The sequence below is a fragment of the Vibrio echinoideorum genome, assembly GCF_024347455.1.
Lineage (GTDB): Bacteria > Pseudomonadota > Gammaproteobacteria > Enterobacterales > Vibrionaceae > Vibrio > Vibrio echinoideorum.
In genome coordinates this window covers 1,606,877-1,628,832 of sequence record NZ_AP025483.1, presented here as the reverse complement: position 1 = coordinate 1,628,832, position 21,956 = coordinate 1,606,877, and the positions used below count along the sequence as shown (strand labels likewise).

Genomic DNA, 21,956 nt, shown 5'->3' with positions numbered 1-21,956 from the left:
ACAAGCCAGACTTACGTTTCAACTTGGGAGGTCGTGTGACCTCCCCATCAGTAACTAACTCTTTGTCAACTCAACACCAGTTGTCAACTAAGTCTCCGTTAACAGCTGATTCGTCGTTAACAACCAAGCACCAGTGCGACAGCAGCTCCGTACGCCTTTGTCAGGGCTGTGAACTTCCGGTCGACAGAATGGATATCCCGCACGGCAAGTCAGCTTATTGTCCTAGGTGTGGGACCCAACTTTACCGAGGTGGCACACCTAGCCTTTCCGGAAATTTAGCAATCGCAATCACTTGTCTGTTGCTGTTTATCCCTTCTCACTTTTTTGAGTTCATTAGCATCCGCCTGATTGGGGTGATGATACCTGCCACGTTGCCATCCGGTGTATTTACCTTGATGGGCGAAGGCTTCCCACTACTTGGTTTACTTATCTTATTCTGTAGCTCTATAGCGCCGTTGCTTGTTTGTAGTTCTGTACTCATCACTCATGTCTCACTGCGTTTTAAGGTTTTTACACCGTTTCGTTACGCATTAGCGATTATTCAAACCCTTAAACACTGGATGATGTTAGATGTATTCTTAGTGAGCGTCGCAATATCCTGTTTCAAACTCCAAGATTACTCTGATATTTTTGTTGGCCCTGGTTTGATAGGCCTGATTCTATTACAACTGTGTAGTGTTTTGCTGGTAAGCCGCATTAGTGTAAGGCGCTATTGGGAGGCCTGGGCTAAGGAATCAGACTACGCGTTCGTCGAGAGTAAGAACGTTCATTGTCACAACTGCCACCTTTCTCAACCAGATGGACATTCATGCGTCCGTTGTCACCATGATTTATATCACCGAAAGCCCTACTCTATACAAAAGACTTGGGCGTTATTGTTTGCGGCTACCGTCGCCATAGTGCCAGCTAATGTGATTCCAATATCGATCCTTATAACCAACGGGCAAAGGTTAGAAGATACGATTCTTTCGGGTGTTGCCTCTCTAATTAATAGTGATATGTATGGTATTGCCGTGATCATTTTTGTCGCGAGTATTGTCGTACCCGTTGCGAAAATTCTTGGCCTTAGTTACATACTAATTTGTATTCAAATGAAGCGTGCTGTCTACCACAGGCAACGCATGACCATCTATTTCATTGTGAAATGGGTTGGAAAATGGTCGGTTATGGACCTCTTCGTTATTTCGATCATGATGACCTTGGTCGACCGTGGACAAATTTTAAACTTTACACCAGGTTACGGTGCAGTCGCTTTTGGCGTCGTTGTTGTTCTTACGATGTTGGCGGCTGAAAGCTTAGATCCTAGGCTAATTTGGGATAACTACACCTCTAAAGATGAGTCAGTGAATGAACAACAATAACCAATCACAAGCGTCATATTCACCAGATGTAAGAAAAAACAAAGGCATCTCACCTTTGTGGATTCTTCCCATTCTAACTGTCGCTCTCGCCGGTTGGTTGGTGATGAAATCGATACACGATGCTGGGCAACGTGTGCAGATTTACTTCTCAGATGCTGCGGGACTAGTCGCAGGACGCACAACCATTCGCTACCAAGGCTTAGAGGTGGGTATGGTTCGTGATATCACGTTATCTAAAGACCTTTCCAATATTTACGTTGATGCTGATATCTATCCTGAGGCTCAAAAACTTTTGTCGAAAGGCACACGCTTTTGGTTAGTGAAACCAACCGCTAGCTTGTCTGGCATATCAGGGTTAGACGCACTCGTTTCAGGTAACTATATTGCGATTCATCCTAGTGAAACTAAAGAAGAACCTGAAACTGTGTTTCATGCATTGGACTCATCTCCTTCTGATTTATTAGCATCTGAAGGACTCAACATTTCGTTAACGACTAAAGATCTAGGCGGCGTGTCTATAGGTTCTCAAATCGTTTACCGTAAGATTCCGATTGGTGAGGTTTATAATTACCAACTCAACGACAACGCAAAATCAGTGACGATTCAAGCGGCAATTAAAGATGAATACAGTCATATCATTACTGATCAAAGCCGTTTCTGGAACGTCAGTGGCTTGGGTGCGAGTATTGGTTTCTCTGGCGTTGATGTTCGTTTAGAAAGCTTAAGTGCTCTGTTAGGAGGCTCTATTGCGGTTGATTCACCGGGAGAAGGTCAACCGGTCGAAATGCACACCAAATTCAAACTCTATCCTGATTTGAAAACTGCAGGTCGTGGTATTTCTATCAAAATCGCGGTTCCAGACGACAACAAGATCAGTGCAACTGGCGCTCCGATCATGTATCGAGGCATTGAAATCGGACAAATCACCAACTTATCGTTGAGCGAAGGTCGCGAACACGTGATTGCTTCCGCTGCTATCCAACCTGCATTCAGTGACTTTTTAAACAGCGGCAGTAAATTTGTACTTGAAGAGGCAGAGCTATCTCTAACAGGGATGAAAAACATTGCTAACTTGGTAACAGGGAACTTCTTAACATTAGTACCTGGCGAAGGTGAAAAATCTCGTCAGTTTACCGCGATTCGCAAGAACGAGTTCAGTCAGGAGCAAGAGAAATCTGTTGCGATTCGTCTAACGTCTAACAATTCATTTGGTTTGGATGTTGGAACCCAATTGCTATACAAAGGCATAGCTGTTGGTTCTATCATTGATGTTGGCTTAGTCGATGGTGTCGGCACAGGAAGCGACAAGCATGAAGTATTTATGGACGCCTTGATCGACAACGAATACTCGCACCTCATCAAAAGCCATAACCGATTCTTTGTCACGGGTAGTGCCACTGCAGAGCTAACGGAATCTGGATTAAGTGTAACGGTACCACCTGCGAAACAACTGCTGTCAGGCTCTATAAGCTTTGTGAGTGAAGGTAAAAATCAATCCCGTACTAACTATCAACTTTTCCAAAGTAAATCATTAGCGGAGATCGCTAAGTTCAACCAGACTGGTTCAAAAACGTTGTCACTGTTTGCCAGTGAGTTACCTTCAATTTCTAAAGGTAGTCCACTACTCTACCGTAACCTTCAAGTAGGAAGTATTTCAGATTTCCAACTCGCTGATGGTGGCGTAAGAATCAAAGTCACGATTGAAAATCGCTATACACATTTGATCAATAAGCACACTGTTTTCTGGAACCGTTCAGGTATAGAGGTTGATGCATCTTTATCAGGTATCAGCATTAAAGCCGCACCCGTAAAAACACTGATTCAAGGTGGTATCGCCTTTGATTCGTTACCCGGAATCGACAATAAGTTAGGTGACGTGTGGAAGTTGTACAACGATTCGAAATCAGCTCGTAAATTTGGTCGAGCGATTACCATCACTACGTCCTCTGCAGATCAAGAAGTCAGTAAAGGCACAGCGATCAAATATCAAGGTGTGACGGTGGGTGAAGTAACCTTAGTTATCCCTAACTTCAATAAAGGTGGTATCGAGATTACAGCTCGCGTTTTACCTGAATATGTCGAGAAAATTGCGGTCGCTGGTAGTCATTTCTGGTTAGCCGAACCGGAAATTGGTCTGAACGGTATTAAGAACGTTTCAGCACTGATCTCCAAGTACATCAACGTCGAACCTGGTAATAAAGGTCAAAGAGCAACGAAATTTAAACTGAGCAAAGGGCCAATACAACCTGAAGGGAAAATATTCCAACTGCAAAGTGAAACACGCGGCTCAGTATCGGAAGGGACACCTATCCTATTCCGTGAGTTGGAAATAGGCACCGTTATAGATGTACAGCTCGGCGAGTTTGCAGACCGTATTATCTCAACGATTCAAATAAAACCTGAATTCGCGTATTTGATTCGTTCAAACAGTGTCTTTTGGAATGTCTCTGGCGTAGACGTCTCTATCGGCCTCACTGGTGCAAACATCAAAGCAGGTACAGTCGATAGCCTAATCAGAGGGGGTATTACCTTCTCTACGCCACCAACGAATGAGCTACAACCCGTAGCAAGCGAAGATCAGTCTTTCTATTTGTATCCACAAGCAGAAGACGAATGGAAGTCATGGCGAACAGCTATTCCTAAGCCATAAGCTAAGTCCGCACCTTTTATGGAAGATGAATTCTTCTTAAAAATGCAGCCATTGAGCTGCATTTTTATTGTTTGAAACAAATATGGTTTAGGACAATCTGATTTTGCTTTAAACTGCTCGCATTACCGCTATAAATCGAGATACCCTTTTGCACGCTAACGTATATATCCCTGAAGAATTTCTAACTCACATTGAAGGCATCATGCCAAGCCATTTAGATATGGCTTCTTTTGTCGCATCTTGTCAAAAGCCACTTCGTAAAAGCATTCGTGTAAACACACTGAAGATCAGTGTCGAAGACTTCCTCGTGCGTGCAAAAGATAAAGGGTGGGAACTGGAACCTGTACCGTGGTGTGAAACGGGATTTTGGATCACTGCCGATGAAAGTGAAGCGCCTCTAGGCAATACGGCAGAACACATGTCTGGGCTTTTTTACATCCAAGAAGCCAGCTCTATGATGCCGCCTTCTGCGCTATTTCAAGGCGAAGAAGATTATCAAGCCGTGTTAGATACAGCTGCAGCACCAGGTTCGAAAACGACCCAAATTGCAGCATTAATGAATAACCGTGGAGTATTGGTTGCCAATGAATACGCGGCAAGCCGAGTAAAAGTACTTCATGCAAACATCGAACGTTGTGGTGTTCGTAATGCAGCACTAAGCAATTTTGATGGGCGTGTGTTCGGAGGTTGGTTACCAGAACAGTTTGATGCCGTATTGCTTGACGCACCCTGCTCTGGTGAAGGCACAATTCGTAAAGACGCCGATGCGATGAAAAACTGGACGTATCAATCAGTAGTCGATATTGCCAACACGCAAAAAGACCTCATTGAAAGTGCATTCCACGCGTTAAAGCCTAACGGCGTTTTGGTTTACTCGACTTGCACATTAAGCACAGAAGAAAACCAACAAGTGTGTCATCACCTAAAAGAAACCTTTGGTGATGCGGTTGAATTTGAATCTCTTGAATCACTGTTCGACAACGCAAAAGCAACCACGACGGAAGAAGGCTTTCTTCACATCTTCCCACAGGTGTATGACTCGGAAGGTTTCTTCGTCGCACGTATCCGAAAATTAGCGTCTGTTACACCGCCAGAAGTTAAAAAACGCCTGGGGAAATTCCCATTCGAGAAGGCAACAAAGAAAGCTCAACAAGAAGTCGCAGAACAGCTGTTTAGTACATTAGACATCAAGCTACCCACTGATACTCAAGTTTGGACCCGAGATAAAGACGTTTGGCTATTCCCTGAAGCGCTAGAGCCAATGCTCGGTGAGTTCCGCTTCTCTCGTATGGGCATCAAAATCGCTGAGACTCATAAAAAAGGCTATCGCTGGCAACACCAGGTAGCCACAACACTGGCTACAGGCAATGAAGTCAATATTGTAGAGCTATGCATTGAAGATGCTCGCGAATGGTTTATGGGACGAGATGTGCGTCCTGAAGGCCTATCGGGCAAAGGGGAAGTGTTGGTGAAGTATAACGGCGCAATCATTGGCCTTGGCAAGTGGGTAGGAAACCGAGTAAAAAACGGTTTACCGCGAGAACTTGTGCGCGATAAAAACCTTTTCTAGTCGTTCGATTAAAAGCATCACCGCCTTTTACTAGCAAAAAACAAAAAGCCCAAACAACGTAAGTTGCTTGGGCTTTTTCTATTCTGCTTTAACGACGTTTAACTGCTTTTAGCACAATTAGCGTAAATAAAAACATCGTCAAATCAACGCTTAATTACATAAACATCAATTCAAGTCACTACTTTCGCTATGAAAAATCGCATATTGGTGAATTTAAACTAAACTTCTGTCTATTAGGCAAACGAACTACAACGATTAGCGTAGGCTCTTCGGAGCCCTTTCCCCTAAGCCCAAACAGGAAGGTTTGGGCTTTTTTTTGACCGACAGACTCGCTTATTCAGCTAAACGGATGCCTTCTTTATCGATAGCAATCTTACCAGATTTGTACAAACCACCAATGGTCTTTTTGAATGTACCTTTACTGGTTCTGAACGCAGAAAAAATCGCTTCAGGTGAAGACTTATCATTCAAAGGTAAAAAGCCGCCTTTCTTCTCAAGTAAGTCTAGAATCTTAGTGCTTAGATCATCCATCTTAGCCACTCCGATTTTTTGAAGAGATAGATCAATTTTGCCATCTTCTTCACGGACGTTTTTGATGTAGCCTTTTAGCGATTTACCGATGAACAACTTACCAATGATGTCTGATGGGAAGATCATTCCCCAGTGTTCACCGTTTACAATCGCTTTGTAGCCTAATTGACTACGCTCAGCGATGATAAGATCCACTTGCTGATTGCGTTCATATGTCGCCGGCGTGTTATCTAACCACTTGTTAAACTTCGTTGTACCTACAATGCGGCTAGATGCTTTATCAATATACACATAGACTAAAATTGACTGACCTTCATTTAGGCGGCCACGTTGCTCGCTGAAAGGAACAAGAAGATCTTTACCTTTCACGCCCCAATTCATAAATGCACCAATGCTGTTTACGCCTTCAACCGTCATCAAGCCAAACTGCCCCACTTGAGCAATTGGTTTTTCAGTGGTCGCTGCGATCTGGTTGTCAGAATCAATGTATAAGAAAACATCTAACTTTTGACCAATTTCAACACCTTCAGGAGTAAACCGTTTAGGAAGCAACACGGTTCCATAGTCGCTAGCGTCAAGGAATACACCGAAGTCTGCTTGTTTTACTACTTCTAAATTGTTTATTTGACCAATATTAATCATCAAGATTGTCTCTACTTTAAATTTGGCGGTGATTATACGTGATCTCTGATATGCTTTCGCTAGTTTCATTCATATTTTTATATTCTAGGAGACATCGTTGATCACCGTTGATAAACAAGATGCGATAACACTTAAAATTAACCATGCGATGGCGAAAACAAAAAAGCTCGACATGGACGTTTATCTATTCATTCCCGGTGAACTCGGACTGACGCCTGAAGTGCTTTCTGAAAGTGCATTTTTTTACAGCTCGATCACTCAAAAACGTGCTTACTACAGTGATAAGACACTGCTGCCATTGGTACACAGCCGTTTGGCAAAGCGTGGACGTTTATCAACGACACAGTATCGTGTGAGTTTGAGTTTGTTCGCGTATCAATATGTTATTGCCTTAGATAAAGCCGTGAGCAGCTTAAATAAGACAGATAGTGACGACGTAACGGCTGATGACGTCGACGAAGTTATTGAGCTCGCGTTAGATATCTTGAAAAAGCTCCGACGAAGTATTCCTTACGAAGAAAACCTCAAACGCTACTACGCAAACATTGATAACTACCTTTCTTGGTACACTGAGCAAAAGTTCTTATCGTTGGTTTCTCACATGCCACGAGGCAGTGAATATTCGACCATCAAAGAACGTCTTTTAATACTATGCGAAAAAGAAACGGCTCACCGAAAGCTTAATCGCTACAACTCAGCAAGGGTTCGAGAAGACGTTACTCGTCTTAGCAACAAAATGCGATTGCTTCGCCGTTTAATTGAGCACCCTATCGTCCTCAAAGAAAAGACGACATCAATGGGTAAAAACGTAAAACGAGCCGTTAAAGGTATCGCGACGGGTTTGGTGATGGTAGTAGTAACGACAACGGTCATATTAGCCCGTGACTTCTTAGGCGAAATTACCGCCTCGTTCATCGTGTCGATGTCATTCATCTATGCGTTGCGCGAAATATTCAAAGATGACTTAAGAGATATCCTTTGGCGCTGGCTTCGTAAAGGCAAACCAAAATGGAAACGTCGTTACTTTGATCCGACAACCAATAAGTCTGTTGGCCATAAATTGGAATGGTTGGATTACGCTAACTTTTCTAAGCTAGCCGATCGCATTCAATCGATCCGCAAGAAGCGTGTTGTACAGCGTGAAGAACAAATCTTGCATTATCGTTCGCACACTGAAATGTCGACATCAACATTCATGAGTGGTTACGAAGAGACTCGCGAAACGCTTTCTATCAGTTTGAGAGCTCTGACGCGTTTGATGGACAAAGGGTCGAATAACGTTTATCGCCTGAATGAGGGACAAGTGAGCCGTGAGTCAGTAGAAAAGCGCCACCTTCTTAATTTAATCATCAAAGAAAATAATCACGATAATGAACCGACATATTACCGTTGGAAAATCGTAATGAACCGCTCAAAAATCGTAGATATCGAACAGATTACTCAAGAATCTTAAAAGAATTGCAGTATGTAGCTACTAAATCGCATACTGCAGTTTTGGTTTATCATTGCTCGAAATGAAGATTAACGTCTGGAAGGGACTTTCTTAATAGACAGTGTCAGCTGAAACTCTGCCATTGGCTCATCACCATGTAAAGAAGGACAAGTCGCGATAATCGTTACGGCTTGATTAACACGTTCACCCGTCGACATTGTTTCAGCCAGCATAGTATTAATGAGTTCACCATCGTTACATGTAAAATGCACATCGGCTTCAGGGCGCTTCAAGAAATTGCCGGTGACCTCTTTAAATGCCAACGATATTTTTTCTCCTTGCTGTTGAGATTTGCTCATCGCAAGAAAGCCCCCTGCAACATCAGCTCCCACAGCTAATACACCAAAATACATACTATTTAAGTGATTCTTAGTTCTTCTTTTAAGAGGGATCTTAAGTTCGACATGCTTATCATCAAGGGCAAGTAACTTCGGCCGACATAACCAAATTAACGGTACTTTGAACATACCAAACATAGTTAAGTAGAGATTAGCTTTTTGTAAAGGGGTTAACATCCGAGTCACCTAGCATAATTAGTCCTCTGACCAGTTAATAGATTCAAGATCGAAATGTCAAAAAAATGTTACAAAAAAGAGATACCATCGAACAATGATATCTCTTTCATTCTCAAAGCATTAGAGCTTCAAGAAATTGTGCAACTGGCTAATTGTTTACGCGGTAACCACCGTTTCAACACCTTCAAGGTCAGCGATGTAACCTTGTAAGCGAGGATAGTCAATCAACCCTTGAGTTACCAATAATACTGGTTTCTTCGCATGAAGCGTTGCTTTAACGATCATATCCAATAAGGTAATTACAGCCTCGTTTTGAGGGTCAAAAGCATGTTGCTGACTTTCATTTTGCTTATCTACACCTAATGTGAAAGACGCTAAGCTATCAACATTAACGACAACACCATCAAAGTAATGCAGTAATCGTTCACTCAGCAATACCGCTGATGGCACGTCGCAAGAGAACAGAACTTTCAAACCATTCAGCCCACGCGGTAAACCTTGCTCTGCGAGCAAATCGATAATCTTAGCGGCATCACTTAGTGCGCGAACGTAAGGAACAACCACTTCAACGTTGATACCATGCTCTCGCAGTGTCTTGATTACCTGACACTCTAGCGCGAACGCCTTGCTGTATTCCTGTGTCGCGTAGCGAGCCACACCACGAACGCCAAGCGCCGGGTTAACTTCTTCTACTTCACAGCTACCGCCTAGCAATGAACGAAAGCCAAAGCTGTCTGCGCTGCTCAAAGCAATTCGTATTTTAGTATGACTAGGTTGAATTGCCGCTTGAATTGCAACAACAAGTGTAGAAACAAAATGTTCATCGACACTTTTATCGCCAAGAATGGCATTCAACGAGGTTTTTTCTATATCAGAAAGAGTTTCTAAATGGCTTTCTATACTTGGATGGTAGAAGACACGATCCATTATCAACTCAGATAGTGAAACGTATAAGTGGTTGGAATTATTATTATCGTTATAAGAAGGCAGCACATCACCTAAGACCAGTTCTGGGTGCAAAGTGCTTTGATTTTCTTGAGTCATTGCTGCTCCAGCATTTTTATGTTGTGTTCAAACGAAAATACCGATAGCTGCCTGTTAATACAAGTGAAAATCCCTTATTTGACGCTGGGCTGCTGATAAAAATAAGAATATTAGCAATAACAGAGATAACTTTGACTTAAGAGAGTTTATTCCTCTGTTCAATTCCGTTATCTTAACCACTTCGCAATAGAATAAAAAAGCTATCACATGCCATTAAAAACTGATGAGTTGAGAACCCAAGCTCTGGGTCCTATGCCAACTCCTGCCGAATTAGGCAATGCACATCCTATTACTGACGACGTTGCTGAGCGCATTAAAAATTCTCGCCGCCAAATCGAAGATATCTTAACAGGTCGTGATAACCGCCTATTAGTTATCGTTGGCCCTTGCTCTGTTCATGACACAGATGCGGCTCTTGATTACGCTGAGCGTCTAAGCCAAATTCAAGAACAGTACAAAGATGAGCTGTTCGTAGTAATGAGAACCTACTTCGAGAAACCTCGTACCGTTGTAGGTTGGAAAGGTTTGATTACCGATCCTAACCTTGATGGCTCATATGCACTTGAAACAGGCTTAAACAAAGCTCGTAAGCTTCTATTGGATATCAATAAGCTTGGTCTTGCTACTGCAACTGAATTCCTTGATATGATCACGGGCCAATACATTGCAGACCTGATCACTTGGGGCGCAATTGGTGCTCGTACAACTGAATCTCAGATTCACCGTGAAATGGCGTCAGCATTGTCTTGCCCAGTTGGCTTCAAGAACGCAACTAACGGCAACATCAAAATTGCTATCGATGCGATTCGTGCTGCACATGCTTCACACTACTTCTACTCTCCAGATAAGAACGGTCGCATGACGGTTTACCGTACTTCTGGTAACCCATACGGTCACGTAATTCTGCGTGGTGGTGATAAAGGTCCTAACTTCGACGCTGAATCTGTTGAAAACGCATGTAAGCAACTGGCAGAAGTTAACCTTCCTGAGCGCTTAGTTGTCGACTTTAGCCACGCTAACTGTCAGAAACAACACCGTAAGCAGCTAGACGTTGCACAAGATATTTGTGAACAGATCAAATCTAACAAAAATCAAATTGCAGGTATCATGGCGGAAAGCTTCATTGTTGAAGGTAACCAGCCAATGACAGACATCAATAACCTAGAGTACGGCAAGTCTATCACTGACCCATGCTTAAGCTGGGAAGATACTGCAACAATGCTAGACATGCTTGCAACGGCAATTAAAGATAGAAATTTAGCTTAAGGACCTAACACAATGCCATCATTTGACATTATCTCTGAAGTAGAATCAGTAGAACTGCGTAACGCTGTAGACAACGCTAACCGTGAGCTTTCGACTCGTTTCGATTTTCGTGGTGTAGACGCTAGCTTTGATTACAAAGATGAATCCGTAAAGCTGAGTGCTCAAGACGATTTCCAACTGAAGCAGATGCGCGACATCCTTCGTAGCAACCTAACAAAGCGTAATGTTGATCCGAATGCGATGGAAGCGAAAGCGGCTGACCAAACAGGTCGTACTTGGCACCAAACGGTTGTTTTCAAGCAAGGCATCGAAGCGGATGTTGCTAAGAAAATCGTTAAGCTAATCAAAGATAACAAAGTGAAAGTTCAAGTTGCTATCCAAGGCGAAAAAGTTCGTGTAACGGGTAAGAAGCGCGACGATCTACAAGCTGTTATGGCTTTAGTTCGTAGCGGCGAGCTTGGTCAACCTTTCCAATTTGACAACTTCCGCGACTAATTTTTGAGTTTGAGCGACCACTTATTTAGGTTGCTCATTCATCAGCACAATGTCGTGTTCGAAATAGCAAAAAGCCACTTCTTTTGGGAAGTGGCTTTTTATTTATCAGCTCAGTCTTATTCAGGGCCTCTAGCCGATTTCAAACAACTAGAAAACGCTCGCTTCAGCTAAAATCTGTCAACTCAACTAAGTACTTTAGCAACAGACAGTTTCAGGTCTTTACCTGCCAGTAAATTAAACTCTACGCTCGCTGGTGGAATGAACACACACACTCGTAAGTTCTGAGTTCTTGCATGTTCTAGCTTGGTAGAGAGCTCACCACTGTTATCATAACTCTCCCTTTCTGCGTCACGGCGGCACAGATCAACGAATTCGAATGGGCAATCACTCGGTGACAATACCAGCTCTGCCTCTTGCATCAAGCGCAACGCTTTCATAGATAAAAGCTCGACATCTTGATCGAATTCAATCCAGGTTACCCGCCCTTCATTGTCTACACCTTCGGTCAACGCTTGTTGGTAAAACGCTTCTAATTGCTCTCTATCTACGACCTGTTCGATAAAGCTTGATGACAAGAATCGCTCCCAAAACTTGCGACGCTCATCGACAGTAGGAAACGACTCTTTGATTGAATTGCGTTTTGATGCACCAAAGTCTGCAATCAAACCTATATTTTGCGGAAGCACAGTTTCGAGTTTTTCTCTAATATTTCTTACCAAAACAGGCGATGCACCACCGCTAGAGATCGCAATTTGGATTCTTCCGCGATTTATTATAGATGGAGTGATGAAGTCACAGTAAGGCAAGTCATCCACTACATTGACTAAAATACCCAGTTTTTTCGCATCATTATGTACTTGATGGTTCAAGTTCGGGTTGTCTGTTGTAGCCCATACCTGCAAATAATTTTCCGAGATAATTTGTGACGAGTAAAAGTTTTGAACCCAATGAAGTTTACTCTCGTCAACTAACTGCTTTAAGTAAGGCGCAACCTTGGGAGACACTACCGTTACATTCGCCCCTGCTCTTAACAAACTGTCGACTTTTCGGCAAGCAACCTCACCCCCACCAACCACTAGAACTGGCTTATTCTCTACATCTAAAAACATTGGGAAATAACGCATGTTCTTCCTTGAGACGACTTCAATAACTATTCAACCATGCTACCAAATTTGGAGCATATTAATAACTACCCAAGTGTAATAAAAATATTTATCCACCAAATTTCAATCTTTCTGAAGTTTAATGTTTCAGTATTGTGATGTTGATTCAGAATATTTACCTAGTCAATTATCAATATAAAAATCTAAATCTTGTTGCACCAACAGTGTGAGCCGCTGCACTATTTACATTAAGTTAACATTTGGTCATTCTAATTGTGTTCGGATTTGTGATTTCATTCAAAATTCTTTTTAAATTATACATTTGTGAAAGTACGGATCCTTTCCTAACCTTATAAATAGTTGTTTAAATCGCACACAGTTTCATTTGCAAAATGCAACCCGTTTGATTTGAGTAACAAGGTCATAGAAAACGTAACACATATAGAAAAACTCAAATGAGCACGAGTATCAGGTGTCACCTGGTTAACAAGGAAGGATACAAATGACAAATAAACTAACACTTCTTGCTTCAGTAGTAGCTGCATCAACTGCGATGATGGCAACATCAGCATCAGCGGCAGAAAGCACTCTGGACAAAGTCACATCTCAAGGCTTTTTAACTTGTGGTGTAAGTACCGGTCTTCCAGGGTTCTCTAACCCTAACTCAAAAGGTGAATGGGAAGGAATCGATGTTGAGTATTGTCAAGCGCTTGCAGCGGCTGTACTCGGTGACAAAACTAAAGTTAAGTATGTACCTCTAACAGCAAAAGAGCGTTTTACCGCGCTTCAATCTGGTGAAATCGACGTACTATCTCGTAACACAACATGGACATTACATCGTGACAGTGCCCTAGGTCTCAACTTCGTAGGTGTAAACTACTACGATGGTCAAGGCTTCATGGTTAAAAAAGAACTAGGCCTTACAAGTGCTCAAGAGCTTGATGGCGCTTCAGTATGTGTTCAATCAGGTACAACGACTGAACTTAACTTAGCCGATTACTTCCGTAACAGTGGCATGACTTACAAGCCAGTGGTATTTGATACAGCAGCGCAAACATCTAAAGGTTTCGACGCTGGTCGTTGTGACGTACTAACGACTGACCAATCTGGTCTATACGCACTTCGCCTGAATCTTGCTGATCCAAAGTCTGCACAAGTACTTCCTGAAATCATCTCTAAAGAACCACTAGGCCCTGTAGTGCGCCAAGATGATGACAAATGGTTTAACGTAGCTAAATGGACACTTTCAGCAATGATTAACGCTGAAGAATATGGCATCTCTTCTAAAAATGCTGACGAAATGCTTAAGTCAAAAGATCCAAACATCAAACGTATTCTTGGTGTAGACGGTCCTAAAGGTAAAGGCCTTGGCATTCGTGACGACTGGGGTTACCAAGTAATTAAACAAGTCGGTAACTATGGTGAGAGTTTTGAACGTACTGTTGGTACAGGTTCTCCACTTCAAATTTCTCGTGGTGTAAATGCATTATGGAATGCGGGCGGCTTTATGTACGCTCCACCAATCCGTTAATAAATTTTCAAGCATCAATTAGGGCGGAGTTTTCCGCCCTATTTATTAAATGGATTTGAGGTTATAGTAGTATGAAACCTAATGAAACTATTTCTCCAGCTCAGGCAAAGCCACAGCCCAAAAGTGCCAACCTATTTTACAACCCCACTTTTCGCTCAATCGTTTTCCAAATTCTCGCTGTCGGAGCTCTCTGCGCTTTCTTTTACACGATTGTAAATAACGCACTCACTAACTTAGATTCCCGTGGTATCGCCACTGGTTTTGATTTTCTATCCCAAGAAGCTGGTTTTGGTATCGGCTTAACCCTCATCGAATACGACGAAACGTTCTCATACGGTCGTACTTTCTTTATCGGTCTTCTCAATACCGCTCTGGTTTCAGTGCTGGGCATCATGTTAGCCACGGTACTGGGTTTTAGTATGGGTATTGCTAGGCTCTCTTCAAATTGGTTAGTTAGCCGATTTGCAGCTGTCTACATTGAGATATTCCGAAATATCCCTCTTCTTCTACAAATATTTTTCTGGTATTTCGCCGTTTTACAAGCATTGCCTTCAGCTCGTCAAAGTATGAGTCTTGGCGAAGCCATTTTCTTGAACGTTCGTGGTTTGTATTTTCCTGCACCAGTATTGGAGCAAGGCAGCAGCATTGTCATCGCGATATTAATTGCCGGAATCGTCGCTACATTTTTCATCAACATTTGGGCCAACAATAAGCAGAAATTAACGGGTCAGCAAACACCGATGGTGCGTATCGCAGCAGCATTGATTGTTGGCTTACCACTAATCACTTATTTTGTTATGGGCATGCCTATCTCTGCTGAATACCCTGTTTTGAAAGGGTTTAACTTCAAAGGCGGTATTAGCATCATTCCTGAGCTTGCCGCGTTAATGCTTGCTTTAAGTATCTACACAGCAGCTTTCATCGCGGAGATTGTTCGCTCAGGTATAAATGCTGTAAACCATGGACAAACAGAGGCCGCGATGTCTCTAGGTATCCCACGTTCGAGAACACTTAAGCTTGTGATTATTCCACAGGCATTAAGAATTATTATCCCACCACTAACCAGTCAGTATTTGAACCTGACCAAAAACTCATCATTGGCGATGGCAATTGGTTATCCCGATCTTGTCTCTGTATTTGCAGGCACAACATTGAACCAAACAGGGCAAGCTATCGAAGTAATCGCGATGACAATGGGCGTCTACCTGACCTTAAGCCTATTAACGTCCGCTCTAATGAACATATACAACCGCAAAGTAGCGTTGGTGGAGAGATAAGATGAGTACACATCAATTTCAACCTGACCTTCCGCCTCCAGCGAATACCGTTGGCCCTGTCGGTTGGTTACGAAAAAATCTATTTAATGGACCAGTAAACAGTGTAGTAACCGTTATTCTTGGTTACTTTGCTTTCACTTTACTTTGGGCAGTAGCAGATTGGGCGTTCATTAATGCTGATTGGATAGGAACAACTCGAGATGCTTGTACAAGTGATGGCGCTTGTTGGGTTTTTATTAGCGTTCGTTGGGACCAGTTCATGTATGGCTTCTACCCTGAAGCTGAGCTGTGGCGACCTCGCCTTTTTTACGCAACTTTAGCCTTTTTTGTCGCTATATTAGCTTACGAAAAAACACCTAAACGTACGTGGATCTGGTTATTTTTTGTAAACATTTACCCTTTCTTGATCGCTGGTCTTCTTTACGGCGGTATCTTCGGGTTGGAAGTGGTTGATACACATAAATGGGGCGGATTACTGGTTACATTAATCATTGCTCTCGTCGGTATTGTTGTTTCTCTACCAATCGGTGTAGCGCTAGCGCTAGGTCGACGTTCAGACATGCCGATAATCCGCAGTATGTGTACCGTTTACATTGAAATCTGGCGTGGTGTTCCGCTTATCACGGTTCTATTCATGGCATCGGTAATGCTACCTTTATTTTTGTCTGAAGGAATGGAGACTGACAAACTGATCAGGGCGCTTGTCGGTGTTGTGCTGTTCAGTGCGGCTTACATGGCAGAAGTAATTCGTGGTGGTTTACAAGCAATACCAAAGGGTCAATACGAAGCAGCTGATGCGCTGGGGTTGAGCTACTGGAAAAAGACCGGGCTTATCATTCTTCCTCAAGCTCTAAAAATCACGATTCCTTCAATTGTGAACACCTTTATTGGCTTGTTCAAAGATACCAGTCTTGTTTTGATTATCGGTATGTTTGATGTACTAGGGATAGGCCAAGCCGCGAATACCGATCCTGAATGGCTTGGTTTCTCCACAGAAAGTTATGTATTTGTCGCGTTAGTGTTCTGGGTGTTTTGTTTTGGCATGTCGAGATATTCGATCTGGCTAGAAAACAAACTTCACACCGGTCACAAACGATAATTAACAAGATCAAGGACGTATTATGACGCAGCAAACAGAAAACAACTCTCAAGGTCTTATGATCGAGTTAAAAGACATGAACAAGTGGTACGGTGAGTTCCACGTTCTTAAAAACATCAACTTGGAAGTTAAAAAAGGCGAAAAAATCGTTATTTGTGGCCCTTCAGGTTCAGGGAAATCAACGATGATTCGTTGTATTAACCGATTAGAAGAGCACCAAAAAGGCCATATCTTTGTGTCCGGCAATGAGCTAACGGAAGACCTGAAAAACATTGAAGCGGTTCGACGCGATGTGGGCATGTGTTTCCAGCACTTCAATCTGTTCCCTCACCTAACCGTATTGGAAAATTGCACCCTAGCACCTATTTGGGTGAAGAAGATGCCGAAAGAAGAAGCCGAAGCGATCGCGATGAAATTTCTCGAACGTGTAAAAATACCAGAGCAAGCCGATAAGTTTCCGGGGCAGCTCTCTGGTGGTCAACAACAACGTGTGGCAATTGCGCGCTCTTTATGTATGAACCCTCAAGTCATGTTGTTTGACGAACCTACATCAGCGCTCGACCCTGAGATGGTGCGCGAGGTGCTGGATGTAATGGTTGAACTTGCAGAAGAAGGCATGACGATGTTGTGTGTAACGCACGAGATGGGTTTTGCAAAAGAGGTTGCCGACCGTGTTATCTTTATGGATGCAGGAGAAATTATTGAAGAAAATAACCCTGTTGATTTCTTCGAAAATCCTCAATCAGATCGAACTCAGAACTTCTTGAGTCAAATATTACACCATTAATGTGATACTATACTGATATAAACAGAGGCGGCTTCGGTCGCCTTTTCGTTATTAAAAGCTTCTTTAAGTTGTAGCGATGAAACGCTTGTAATGATTTGTTACATCTTGACGAACACTTAGACGACTATTTTGATTATTATTTTAAGTATACAAAAGGAATGAAAGACTTGATTTTTCGAACTTTCAGCCCCATAAATGTACTAATAACTATTGAAGTCACCTTACGAGGAAGATTATGAACAGCCCTATGTTTTCACGCACAGCAACTCAAGAAAGTGCTCTGCAAACCAATAAAGTGTTGCGTAACACATACGCACTACTGTCTATGACACTACTTTGGTCTGCTGTAGTAGCAGGCGTATCTATGGCGATGAACCTTCCTCGTCCTGGTCTTATTATCATGCTAGTTGGTTTCTACGGTCTACTTTTCTTAACTGAGAAGAACCGTGACAACGGCATGGGTTTAGTCTTCACGTTCCTGTTTACAGGCTTCCTAGGCTACACCATCGGTCCAATCTTAAACATGTACGTTGGCGCAGGTATGGGTGATGTCATCCTAACCGCACTAGGTGGTACAGCATTAGCATTCATGGCAGCGTCAGCTTACGCACTTACAACTAAGCGTGATCTTTCATTCCTTAACGGTATGCTAATGGCTGGTTTCGTTGTACTGCTGGTAGGTATGGTTGCAAACATCTTCCTACAAATGCCTCTGTTATCATTAGCAATGAGCGGTATGTTCATCCTATTCTCTACTGGTGTGATCTTGCTAACAACGCAAAGCATCATACGTGGTGGTGAAACGAACTACATCTCGGCAACGATTAGCTTGTATGTTTCTATCTACAACATCTTCATCAGCCTACTAAGTATCTTAGGCATCATGAACAGTAACGACTAATCACTCAACACTGAAAACGTAGCCCAAGAGCCTGTCTCTTGGGCTTTTTTGTGCCTGTAGGTATAATATTTCGTAGATAACTACAATATCTATTGAGCAAGGTAAACTTGGTCATGTACCCTATCCTCATAGTAAATTTGATTCTGGATTAAACATGTTTGAATATCACGGCAAGCAAATTGAAACCGACGCTCAAGGCTACCTATTGGACTACACACAATGGGAAGAAGGTATGATTGAGATTCTTGCTCAAGATGAGGCGATTGAACTGACCGATGCGCACTTAGAAGTGGTACATTTTGTAAGAAGCTTTTACGAAGAGTTCAAAACCTCTCCAGCTGTTCGTATGCTCGTTAAAGCGATGGAAAAAGCGCACGGCCCAGAGAAAGGTAACAGTAAGTACCTATTCAAATTATTCAAGAAAGGCCCCGCTAAACAAGCAACCAAGCTCGCTGGTTTACCTAAACCAGCAAAATGCTTGTAAAGCTTAAACAACTTTAGGTTGCTTTATTCTCAAGGTAAAGGGTAAATACTGTAGTGCGCTAGCTACAGTATTTTAAACTCCCCCATACGTACATCCTGCCGCTCACTTTCTTTAACTTGATGCATCACTACATAGTCTACTGTCGCACTCGAAGGGCCAATATTGAGCCAAGCGTGGAACTTCTCTATTTCCTTACCCTTTCCGACAGCTAGCACTTCAACTCGGCCATCATTTAGGTTTTTTGCATAGCCTGAAATTCCCAGAGTTTGTGCCTGCCTACTGGTGTGATAGCGAAAACCAACACACTGAACTACGCCTGATACGACAAAAATATATTGTGAACTTTCCATAACGTTGCCTCATAAATTGTATGAATGATATAGTTGCAACTCTATTCATTCACCGCTTATTGGTGGACTTACTTCGAGTATAACGATTATGAAAGAAATCCCATTTCGTTGGATTGACAAATATCTCATTCACCTAAAAATCCAAGAAAAGTTCTATCTACTGTTCTTATTACCTCTTCTCGCCTTGGTTATATTAACTCTTGTTTTAGATAGCGCCGCAGACTCTTTACTTGCCCACCTTTATCAAGAAGAAATGCTCTTGATGAAAGGGCTTATCGAAGCTGGTCAGCTCACTAAAGATCAGGTTGCTCAGCTTGTCAGTAATTCTGAAACCATCTCTTTAGGCTATGGTGTTGGTTCCGTCTCAGTTATGAACGGTGCATTCAGCTTAGTTGCAAGCCATGACCAAAACCTTTGGTCAGCATTGTCTACGACTCAAGTTTCTATCATCGCAGTTACTCTCACCCTAATTGCGCTTGGTGTTTATTACATCATGACTTTCATTGGTGGCGCGATGTTCTCGATAAACAAAGCTCTGAACACGCTCGCTAATGGCGACTTAACCTGTCGTATGAACTACTTCTTAGTTCGCGATGAGTTTAGCGAAATTGCCATTACCATCGACAAAGTAGCCGAGCGCGAGCAAAACATGGTTCTTTCCATTCAAGAATCTGTAGCACTCATGCAACAGATCAGCTCGGATTTAAATCAATCAACACAACAAAGCTCAAACATTTCGGGTAATCAGCAAGAACACCTAAATAGCTTAGCAAGTGCCACAGAACAGATGGCCGCGACCATTCGTGAGGTCGCAAACCTAGCTCATGAGTCTAGCTCTCAAACGATGGATGCTCGCGGTGTCGCACAAAGTGGACAACTGAAGGTTTCTAATACTTTGGATTCTATCTCTAGCCTCTCTCAAGAGATCCAATCCGCTTCACAAGCTGTGGAAGAACTCGATGCGAATGCTGCACAGATCGATGAAGTGGTCGCCACCATTAATGGTATTTCACAGCAAACGAACTTACTGGCATTAAACGCAGCAATCGAAGCCGCTCGTGCTGGTGAGCAAGGCCGTGGATTTGCTGTCGTTGCAGACGAAGTTCGCGCTCTAGCAGGACGAACGCAACAAGCAACGGTTGAAATCCAAAGTATGATTGAATCATTACAACGTAACAGCCAGTCACTGACAAAATTAATGGAAATAACGGTTAACAACGCAAATGAAGGCCAAGCATTAATGTCGGAAGTGAACGTTGAAATCGGGTCTTTAGCAGAAAAGAATCAATCCATTTCTGATAGTAGTACTCAAATTGCTACAGCTGCGGAAGAGCAAGGTGTTGTTGCTGATAACATCGCTCAAAGTGTTGAAGAGATTCGTCATCAATCAGATAACATCTGTGAAATGATCAGCAAGAGCAATTCCAATGTTGATCAACTGCGTAAGCAGAGCGACACCATGGAAGAGTTGCTGACAGGCTTAAAGGCTTAATACTGATATCTGACCGCTGAGGTATTAATCATAGCTGTCTTACCCAATGACAACTTATTCATTAAAAAACGTTATTAGGGCTGCTCCTACAGCCCTTTCCTATTTGCTTTTCAACTGGACTTCCCCGACAATACCCCTCCTTCAAATTCAACAAACAGAGTAAATTATGACTCCTTCAATTCATCTAGCTAAAGGCCGTGACAAATCACTACGCCGCAAACACCCTTGGGTATTTTCACGCGGTATCGATAAAGTCGAAGGCGAGCCACAATCAGGTGAAACTGTAGACGTATATGCTCAAAATGGTCAATGGCTCGCAAAAGCAGCTTACTCACCAGAATCTCAAATTCGCGCTCGTGTTTGGACGTTTGAAAAGGAAGAAATCAATAAAGCGTTTTTCATCAAAAGATTCAAAGACGCACAATCACTACGTGAAGATATCATCGAACGTGACGGCCTAACGGGATACCGATTAACGGCGGCTGAATCTGACGGCCTGCCAGGTATCACGATCGACAAGTACCAAGATTTCTTGGTTTGCCAACTATTGAGTGCTGGCGCGGAATTCAACAAAAGTATTATCGTTGAAGCTTTAGTTGAGTGCTTCCCTGAGTGTAATATTTACGAACGCTCTGACGTAGCAGTTCGTAAAAAAGAGGGCTTAGAACAAGTTGTTGGTGTACTTCACGGTGAAGAGCCACCTAAGTCAGTAGTCATTGAAGAAAACGGCGTAAAGATCAGCGTGAACATAATGGAAGGCCACAAAACTGGCTTCTACATGGACCAACGTGATAGCCGCAAAGAGTCTATGAAGTACGTTAAAGGCAAAGATGTCCTTAACTGTTTTTCATACACTGGCGGTTTTGGCCTTTACGCGCTTAAAGGCGATGCGAAACGTGTGATCAACGCAGACGTATCTCAACTAGCTCTTGATACAGCTAAGTTCAACGCTGAACTGAATGAGTTCGATATCTCGAAAAAACGTGCAGTATTCCTGAACGCAGACGTATTCAAACTACTTCGTGAATACCGAGATCAAGGCACTAAGTTTGACGTAGTGATCATGGATCCACCAAAGTTTGTTTCAAGCAAAAACAACCTAACATCAGGTGCTAACGGCTACAAAGACGTGAACATGCTCGCGATGCAAATCCTGAAGCCAGGTGGAACACTACTCACCTACTCTTGCTCAGGTTTGATGGGTGCTGACTTATTCCAAAAAATCATTGCTGATGCCGCTCTAGATGCAGGTCGAACGGTTAAGTTTGTAGAGCGCTTCGAGCAAGCTGCCGATCACTTAATTGATACAGCTTACCCAGAAGGTTTCTACCTGAAAGGTTTTGCATGTAAGGTGCTTTAATTTTAG

Annotated in this window: 19 protein-coding genes; 14 read left to right on the top strand and 5 right to left on the bottom strand. The window is 42.7% G+C overall.

Annotated elements, in window-relative coordinates:
* Positions 1-23 precede the first annotated feature (23 nt).
* The 3 genes from OCV36_RS07215 to rsmF all read left to right on the top strand — a co-directional run bounded on the left by OCV36_RS07215 (position 24) and on the right by rsmF (position 5,581).
* Positions 24-1,361 (top strand): paraquat-inducible protein A, encoded by a 1,338-nt coding sequence (locus tag OCV36_RS07215; RefSeq protein ID WP_135456488.1) that lies wholly within the window; start codon positions 24-26, stop codon positions 1,359-1,361.
* A complete protein-coding gene (locus OCV36_RS07210) occupies positions 1,348-4,011 on the top strand; it encodes an MlaD family protein (RefSeq protein ID WP_135456317.1) in 2,664 nt (887 codons plus the stop codon). The genes OCV36_RS07215 and OCV36_RS07210 overlap by 14 nt, the downstream gene beginning before the upstream one ends.
* Positions 4,012-4,159: 148 nt before the next feature.
* The gene (gene rsmF / locus OCV36_RS07205) at positions 4,160-5,581 is read left to right on the top strand and encodes a 16S rRNA (cytosine(1407)-C(5))-methyltransferase RsmF (protein WP_135456319.1); all 1,422 of its coding nucleotides are present in this window, start codon (positions 4,160-4,162) and stop codon (positions 5,579-5,581) included.
* 333 nt (positions 5,582-5,914) lie between these two features.
* On the opposite strand, the gene OCV36_RS07200 is transcribed toward rsmF, so the two are convergent.
* A complete protein-coding gene (locus tag OCV36_RS07200; protein ID WP_017074257.1) occupies positions 5,915-6,823 on the bottom strand; it encodes a CvfB family protein in 909 nt (302 codons plus the stop codon).
* 28 nt (positions 6,824-6,851) lie between these two features.
* On the opposite strand from OCV36_RS07200, the gene OCV36_RS07195 reads away from it, so the two are divergent.
* Positions 6,852-8,207, top strand: a complete 1,356-nt coding sequence (locus tag OCV36_RS07195) for a hypothetical protein (protein WP_102554436.1) — start codon at positions 6,852-6,854, stop codon at positions 8,205-8,207.
* Between the two features lie 68 nt (positions 8,208-8,275).
* Here OCV36_RS07195 and OCV36_RS07190 read toward each other — a convergent pair whose 3' ends face one another.
* Both OCV36_RS07190 and OCV36_RS07185 read right to left on the bottom strand, forming a co-directional pair.
* Entirely contained in the window at positions 8,276-8,761 is a 486-nt protein-coding gene (locus tag OCV36_RS07190) for a PaaI family thioesterase (protein WP_017074255.1), read from the bottom strand.
* A 156-nt stretch (positions 8,762-8,917) separates the two neighbouring features.
* Positions 8,918-9,805, bottom strand: coding sequence for a putative PEP-binding protein (locus tag OCV36_RS07185; RefSeq protein ID WP_135456320.1), 888 nt, complete (start codon positions 9,803-9,805; stop codon positions 8,918-8,920).
* Between the two features lie 207 nt (positions 9,806-10,012).
* Between OCV36_RS07185 and OCV36_RS07180 the strand changes: the two genes are divergently transcribed.
* Positions 10,013-11,071 (top strand): 3-deoxy-7-phosphoheptulonate synthase, encoded by a 1,059-nt coding sequence (locus OCV36_RS07180; protein WP_135456322.1) that lies wholly within the window; start codon positions 10,013-10,015, stop codon positions 11,069-11,071.
* Positions 11,072-11,083: 12 nt separating this feature from the next.
* Positions 11,084-11,566: a YajQ family cyclic di-GMP-binding protein gene (locus OCV36_RS07175; protein ID WP_017074252.1), complete on the top strand. Its 483-nt coding sequence runs from the start codon at positions 11,084-11,086 to the stop codon at positions 11,564-11,566.
* Between the two features lie 182 nt (positions 11,567-11,748).
* Here OCV36_RS07175 and OCV36_RS07170 read toward each other — a convergent pair whose 3' ends face one another.
* A complete protein-coding gene (locus OCV36_RS07170) occupies positions 11,749-12,690 on the bottom strand; it encodes a precorrin-2 dehydrogenase/sirohydrochlorin ferrochelatase family protein (protein ID WP_135456324.1) in 942 nt (313 codons plus the stop codon).
* Positions 12,691-13,171: 481 nt separating this feature from the next.
* On the opposite strand from OCV36_RS07170, the gene OCV36_RS07165 reads away from it, so the two are divergent.
* The 6 genes from OCV36_RS07165 to OCV36_RS07140 all read left to right on the top strand — a co-directional run bounded on the left by OCV36_RS07165 (position 13,172) and on the right by OCV36_RS07140 (position 18,748).
* Positions 13,172-14,200: an amino acid ABC transporter substrate-binding protein gene (locus OCV36_RS07165; RefSeq protein WP_017074250.1), complete on the top strand. Its 1,029-nt coding sequence runs from the start codon at positions 13,172-13,174 to the stop codon at positions 14,198-14,200.
* A 71-nt stretch (positions 14,201-14,271) separates the two neighbouring features.
* On the top strand, positions 14,272-15,477 hold the full coding sequence (locus OCV36_RS07160) for an amino acid ABC transporter permease (RefSeq protein ID WP_017074249.1): 1,206 nt from the start codon (positions 14,272-14,274) through the stop codon (positions 15,475-15,477).
* 1 nt (position 15,478) lies between these two features.
* The gene (locus OCV36_RS07155; protein WP_017074248.1) at positions 15,479-16,576 is read left to right on the top strand and encodes an amino acid ABC transporter permease; all 1,098 of its coding nucleotides are present in this window, start codon (positions 15,479-15,481) and stop codon (positions 16,574-16,576) included.
* A 22-nt stretch (positions 16,577-16,598) separates the two neighbouring features.
* Positions 16,599-17,363 (top strand): amino acid ABC transporter ATP-binding protein, encoded by a 765-nt coding sequence (locus OCV36_RS07150; protein WP_009846639.1) that lies wholly within the window; start codon positions 16,599-16,601, stop codon positions 17,361-17,363.
* Between the two features lie 235 nt (positions 17,364-17,598).
* Positions 17,599-18,264, top strand: a complete 666-nt coding sequence (locus OCV36_RS07145) for a Bax inhibitor-1/YccA family protein (RefSeq protein WP_017074247.1) — start codon at positions 17,599-17,601, stop codon at positions 18,262-18,264.
* 154 nt (positions 18,265-18,418) lie between these two features.
* A complete protein-coding gene (locus OCV36_RS07140; RefSeq protein ID WP_017074246.1) occupies positions 18,419-18,748 on the top strand; it encodes a TusE/DsrC/DsvC family sulfur relay protein in 330 nt (109 codons plus the stop codon).
* 62 nt (positions 18,749-18,810) lie between these two features.
* On the opposite strand, the gene yccX is transcribed toward OCV36_RS07140, so the two are convergent.
* Entirely contained in the window at positions 18,811-19,098 is a 288-nt protein-coding gene (yccX, locus tag OCV36_RS07135; protein WP_135456326.1) for an acylphosphatase, read from the bottom strand.
* Between the two features lie 88 nt (positions 19,099-19,186).
* On the opposite strand from yccX, the gene OCV36_RS07130 reads away from it, so the two are divergent.
* Positions 19,187-20,590 carry a methyl-accepting chemotaxis protein gene (locus OCV36_RS07130; RefSeq protein WP_135456328.1) on the top strand — a complete coding sequence of 468 codons (1,404 nt, stop codon included), beginning with the start codon at positions 19,187-19,189 and terminating at the stop codon, positions 20,588-20,590.
* A 166-nt stretch (positions 20,591-20,756) separates the two neighbouring features.
* Positions 20,757-21,950, top strand: a complete 1,194-nt coding sequence (locus tag OCV36_RS07125; protein ID WP_135456330.1) for a class I SAM-dependent methyltransferase — start codon at positions 20,757-20,759, stop codon at positions 21,948-21,950.
* The last annotated feature ends 6 nt before the right edge of the window (positions 21,951-21,956 follow it).